Origin of the sequence: Hydrocoleum sp. CS-953, assembly GCF_002260545.1 — a bacterium.
Lineage (GTDB): Bacteria > Cyanobacteriota > Cyanobacteriia > Cyanobacteriales > Microcoleaceae > Trichodesmium.
Genome location: NZ_LGSU01001024.1, coordinates 1 through 6,115, shown reverse-complemented (window position 1 = coordinate 6,115; position 6,115 = coordinate 1). Strand labels below are relative to the sequence as shown.

Annotated in this window: 2 protein-coding genes and 1 pseudogene; 2 read left to right on the top strand and 1 reads right to left on the bottom strand. The window is 35.9% G+C overall.

The annotated features are described in order from the left end of the window. Window positions 1-427: 427 nt before the first annotated feature. Window positions 428-1,417, bottom strand: a complete 990-nt coding sequence (locus tag AFK68_RS14830; protein WP_094673469.1) for a glycosyltransferase family 2 protein — start codon at window positions 1,415-1,417, stop codon at window positions 428-430. A 1,345-nt stretch (window positions 1,418-2,762) separates the two neighbouring features. Here AFK68_RS14830 and AFK68_RS14820 point away from each other — a divergent pair. After that, window positions 2,763-3,702, top strand: a pseudogene (locus AFK68_RS14820) (glycosyltransferase family 4 protein); the annotation flags it as partial. A 69-nt stretch (window positions 3,703-3,771) separates the two neighbouring features. Further along, window positions 3,772-4,179 carry a glycosyltransferase family 4 protein gene (locus tag AFK68_RS14815; protein WP_371357396.1) on the top strand — a complete coding sequence of 136 codons (408 nt, stop codon included), beginning with the start codon at window positions 3,772-3,774 and terminating at the stop codon, window positions 4,177-4,179. The last annotated feature ends 1,936 nt before the right edge of the window (window positions 4,180-6,115 follow it).

The following is a 6,115-nucleotide window of genomic DNA, read 5'->3' as shown; positions in this document are numbered from 1 at the left end:
GTATTAGATACGTTAACAAAGTCCCTAGAGAGAATGTATAAATAATTATAAAGCAAATAGGAAAACTATTGTATATCTACTCTGATTGCCCTATTCTCTATTCATCATTAGCTCTAAGCGATGGATTGGTTTTTATAGCTTTTAAATTAAGAAAAAACTATTGATAAGTTGATTTATAAAGTAGATATGAAAAAGCTGAATTCTTTTTTATACTTAGGTTTGTGAAGTTATACTCCAGTAAGCCCGAAATTACTATAATCTAGCTAATATAAGACTTTTCCTTTGGAATGCTGCCCAAACAGCTAAGTTTCAAATCAGCTTTTAAATCTTACTTTTATTGGCCTGCATCATTACTTTTGAGGCCAATTTATATTTATCAACTTATAAAGTGGCGATCGCTCAAAAGTTATACTTACTTATTTTAAACTCAAGTAGCTGGGTTCCTAACTTTATCGGCATAGTCTTGAGGACGAATTTTCCTAAAGCTTTGCAATGCTAACTGTCGTAAATTTAGGGGTAGATAAGATAGTATTAAGCCAAATCTAGTTTTTAATGAAGTTCCTAATATTTGGCTTGACTCTTGTAATAATTCTCTACCTTTATTACTATCACCTTTCTCAATTAATCTAATCCCTAATATTTGTTTCGTATTTGCTAATTTAACTAAACGTAATTTTTCTAATTCTCGTTCTTCAAACTGATAGGTATTCATACAAAAAATCTTAGCTGACAAAAAATGAATATCTTGTTTTAGGCTAGTTTGACGATTATGAAAACGATATTCCATGAGATATTCTGGAATAAAATATCCCACCTTTCCTGCTACAGCTAATCTGACTAGCAAATCAAAATCTTCACATCCATCTGCTTCTGGACGCATATAATCAACTTCTTGTAAACAGGAGCGACGAAACAAAGTTGAACCTACCTGTAAACTTTGGTATTGAAATGTTTCTTGAACCAGGTTAGGAATAATTCCTTCCTTTAATTTGTCTTTTCCCCACTTAGCTGCATTTTCTTTAGTCGCAACTTCTTCTCGTTCGCTTTTTTCATTAATAACCCAATGACTTGTACAGACAAAATCTACATTTTGCATCTGATCTAATACTGCAACAGTTTTCTCTAAAAATTCAGGAGTGAGGGCATCATCATCATCAAATTTGATGAAATAATCTCCTGTAGCAGCATCAAAACCAGAACGCATATTTTTACTGCGTCCGATATTTTGAGGATGTTGAATATACCGAATTCTGGGGTCATTCCATTTACTAACTACTTCAGCAGTATTATCTTTTGAACCATCATCTGTTATGATTAATTCAAAATCATTGTAAGTCTGATTTAAAACACTATTTACTGCATAAGGCAGCAAATTTGCTCGGTTATAGGTAGGAATACAAACGCTAACTTTTGCCATAATAAATTACTAAATTTATCCTAGAATTTTAATAGATAATTAATTTAATTTTCAAGAATAACTAATTTTTCAAAAGCTACGAGGTTATTAGTTAATTAAAGATTCTGTGCCAGGAATATGACCAAATATTTTTTCTGAATATTCCAATACTTCCCGATCAAAAAATTGTTTATATTGAGGATTATCAGATACTTTTTGCCATCTGTTTAAGACATCCATTGATGTTCCTTTGCCATCAAATTGTTTTCCTTCAAATGAACTACCTCCACCAAAACCAGTCACCTTATCAATACCTAAATCAGAAAATTCCATTTGTAATTTATCTGCAATTTGTCGCCGATAGTCAATGTCAGCAAACCATTGATTATAGTTTATACAAATTTTGTTATGTTTGAGATAATTTGTTTCTCCTAAATACTCTTTTGCATAATCAAGCCATAAATCAATCATTGTTTTATTCTGAGAATTTACTGATAAAAAATATGACACTTTAGAAGAAGTTTTTAATCTACTTGCCAGAAGATTAAAAGGGTCTCTAAGAATAAGTAAATCATATCTAATAGCACTTTTTCCTAAGTATATATCGTGGTTACCCTCAAATTTATCACTTGCGATTTGGTCTAATGGAAAATCTTCATAGCTGTAGATTAAACAATCTCTTTTAATAAAATATCCTTTAGCTTGTTGACGATTATGCTCTATTGCCCACTTATGCTCTGGAAAATTATCTTGAAGATTTTCATATTTATAGCGGTAGGGGTTTTCATTTGCTGCAACATTATTAAGAAATCCTACTTCACCAGTATGCTGACTTTTAACCCAGTTCATAATTGCATGGTTTCCAGTCCGCTTCATACCTGTTACTCTGATTTCCTTTTGATTAACTATTTCTGAAAGCTTGTCTTTCTGGGTAAGTATTCTGATAAAATCCTCAATATTATGTGCTAAATAACGCTTACCTTTTTTAAAGGCTAGATTTGGTTTTTTTAATGCTTTGACTATCAATGATTTTGATGCCATAAANACCCAGTTCATAATTGCATGGTTTCCAGTCCGCTTCATACCTGTTACTCTGATTTCCTTTTGATTAACTATTTCTGAAAGCTTGTCTTTCTGGGTAAGTATTCTGATAAAATCCTCAATATTATGTGCTAAATAACGCTTACCTTTTTTAAAGGCTAGATTTGGTTTTTTTAATGCTTTGACTATCAATGATTTTGATGCCATAAAATCTATTCCTAAAATTAAAATATCGCAGTCTAAAGAAAATTCAGACTATGATATTGTCATCAAATATAATAAGTTAGCTGTAATAGAGAAAAATATAGAATAACTTACCAACTTTATGAAAATCTTAATGCTTTCCTCTACTTTTCCTTATCCTCCCAGTCGGGGTGGTACTCAAGTTAGAACATTTAATCTACTCAAATTTTTGAGTCAGAAACACTCTGTTACCTTAGTAACACAACGCTCTCCAGATGTCAATGATTCGGAAATAGATTCATTGCGGTCTTATGTGGAAGAATTGGCCATATTTGACCGCCCTCAAGAATCTGATGGAGGAACTTTAGCAAAACTAAGACGTTTTAGTAATTTTATAATAGAAGGTACTCCACCGAGCGTTCTCTCTATCTATTCCCCAGAAATACAAAAATGGGTAGATGAGTTTGTGGCAGCAGGTAAATGTGAGGCCATTACTTGCGAACATTGCGTTAATGAAATTTATATCCGCCCTCAATGGCAAGAGAAAGTCAAAACTCTGGTTAATGTCCATAGTTCAGTTTATGGTACTTGTCGGCAACAGTTGGAAACTGGCACAGCGGAGAAACCTTTGCGAGATAGACTTAATCTTCCTCTACTCTTGCGTTATGAAAAACGGTATTGTTCAAAATTTTCCTGTATAGTTGCTACAACTGAGGAAGATGGGAAACAACTGCAAGAGTTTAACCCCAATAGTCAGATTTCTGTGATTCCCAATGGGGTAGATTTTAGTCAGTTTCCTTATCGTAGTGCTGACCCTGGAGGAAAGCAATTAATTTTTGTGGGAGCTATGGATAATTTTCCTAATATTGATGCGGTTCGGTTTTTGACTCTGGAGATATTTCCTAAAGTACAAGAACGTTATCCTGATACAACTTTAGCATTGGTGGGGGCAAGACCAGTACCGGAAGTACAGGAACTTTCGACTCGCCCTGGGGTAAAAGTTACGGGTCGCGTACCTTCAATGGCAGAATATTTACATCAAGCTACGGTTTGTGTAATTCCTATGCGTACTGGTTTTGGCANTTCGGTTTTTGACTCTGGAGATATTTCCTAAAGTACAAGAACGTTATCCTGATACAACTTTAGCATTGGTGGGGGCAAGACCAGTACCGGAAGTACAGGAACTTTCGACTCGCCCTGGGGTAAAAGTTACGGGTCGCGTACCTTCAATGGCAGAATATTTACATCAAGCTACGGTTTGTGTAATTCCTATGCGTACTGGTTTTGGCATTAAAAATAAAACTTTGGAGGCAATGGCAGCAGGTACGCCTGTTGTGGCCAGCGATAGGGGGTTGGAAGGATTAGCGGTTGATGGTGCAGGTACACCACTCAGAGCATTAAGAGCAAATCAAGTAGAAGAATATGTAGAGGCCATTGGTCGGTTATTTGAGGATGGGGAGTTGAGACATAAGTTGTCAGAAAACGGGCGATCGCTTATAGAAACGGAGTATACTTGGGAAGTTCAAGGTCAGCGCTATGAACGGGTATTACTAGGATAATGAAAAAAAAGATTTACAATTCTAAAGTTAGTTACAGTCAAAGGAAATCTCCTAAAGCTGTTAAAACAGTTGAGAAACCTTATTATCCTAGGACTAGAAAAACTCCACAAATTAGTAAAATTACTTCTAGTTCAAAATCTAGAAGACGCCGGAGACGACCAGATCCGTCTCAAAAACTTTCTTTGAAATTGCTATCCTTACCTTGGCGGAAATGGATGATTGAATGGATAGGTATTAGTCTGTTATTTGGTGGCTCTAGTTTAATGGCAGTGGGAGCATGGCTGAGTGTGAAGTTAATTTCCGATCCAAACGCTATAGTCTCATTTAATCAAATATTACCACAATGGACTCAATTCTACATATCTGGGAATGAATCTCTAAAAACCCTGGAGCAAGTTAAGTCTAGTATTAAGGAGGAAGGGTTTAGCGCTGGGAAAACTTTTCCTCTTCCTAATACAACAACAGATTCTGGTTCTGATATATTAGTGCCTGTAATGAGGCAAATTGAATCTAGAGCTTCTTTACCCTGTGAAACTCCCTGTCGGGAAGTAGTAGAGTTGCGGGTCTATCAATCAGTTTTATCTGTTAATCAAAGAGAAGGTAGTAAACCATATTTTCGATTAGTTAATACTTTATCACTTCAGGGTCCTGCCGAATCTTTTGTCATTGCATCTACTATTGAGTCTGCTTCTGCTCCTCAAGGTTCAAATAAACCTTTACCTATAACTACGGTACGTCAGTTTCAAGGCAAAGTTCCCACAGGGGGAGTTTGGTTTAGTGTCAGTGGTCAGAGGTTACAAGATAACAAAGCTATTCCTTATGGGCAAATTGTTAATTATAATCCTGGTAAAAATTATTTGAGTTCCATGTTGGAATGGAAAAGTGCTGCTGGTCAAGCTCCGATCTGGCAAGAAATGACTGGAGGAGGAGACCCGGAGTTGGTGGTTGAACAAACTGTGGGATTAGATCCTGATTTTGATATTTATTGGATTCAGCCACGAAAGTTTATACTTAATCCTATAGAATTAGAGAAAATTTCCCTTGAGGAAACTCCTATTGGGGATGGATATTATAAGGATGCTCTGAGGTTAGCTCGTAATGGTTTATGGTCTCCTGCTTTTGGTTTAATTGAACCTTTGCGAGAAAATTTTATAGATGAGTCTGAATGGTCGGAAAAAGCACAAGCTCAATTTGATTTAATTAAGTTTCATGCCAATATTACAGAGGCTCAGGCGATCGCTTCTTGGGCAAGTCCAAGTCAAAAGGTTTTAGCTGGTTTAATAGATGGTCGTTGGCAAGAAAGTCTTAATGTGTTTGAAAATAATTTGAGCAGCACTTATGATATTGCTAAGTTGCTACAAAATGATTCTGGCCGTCTCCGCAAAAGGGTTGATGCTGCTTTAAGGGTAGATCGAGAGGAGTTTAATGCTGTGGCTTNTTGGCAAGAAAGTCTTAATGTGTTTGAAAATAATTTGAGCAGCACTTATGATATTGCTAAGTTGCTACAAAATGATTCTGGCCGTCTCCGCAAAAGGGTTGATGCTGCTTTAAGGGTAGATCGAGAGGAGTTTAATGCTGTGGCTTGGGGTACTTTAATTGTGGCAAGTCAAAAAGGGCGAAGGAGGGCAATGTCGTGGTTAAATAGGCAACCTCGGACAAGTGAGGAGGCAAAGGAAAAGATTGAGAAGTTATTGGATCGACTAGATGCTGCTATTACAACAATTGATAATTGATAATAGTGAAGAAATTATCATGTCTATTGTAAAGGATAACGTAGGGGCGGGTTTAACTAGAAATTGAGAAAGTCAGCATTTATTGTACTAAACCCCCCCGACAAAACCAACATTAAAAAAGGTAGGGGCGGGTTTAACTAGAAATTGAGAAAGTCAGCATTTATTGTACTAAACCCCCCCGACAAAACCAACATTAAAAAAGG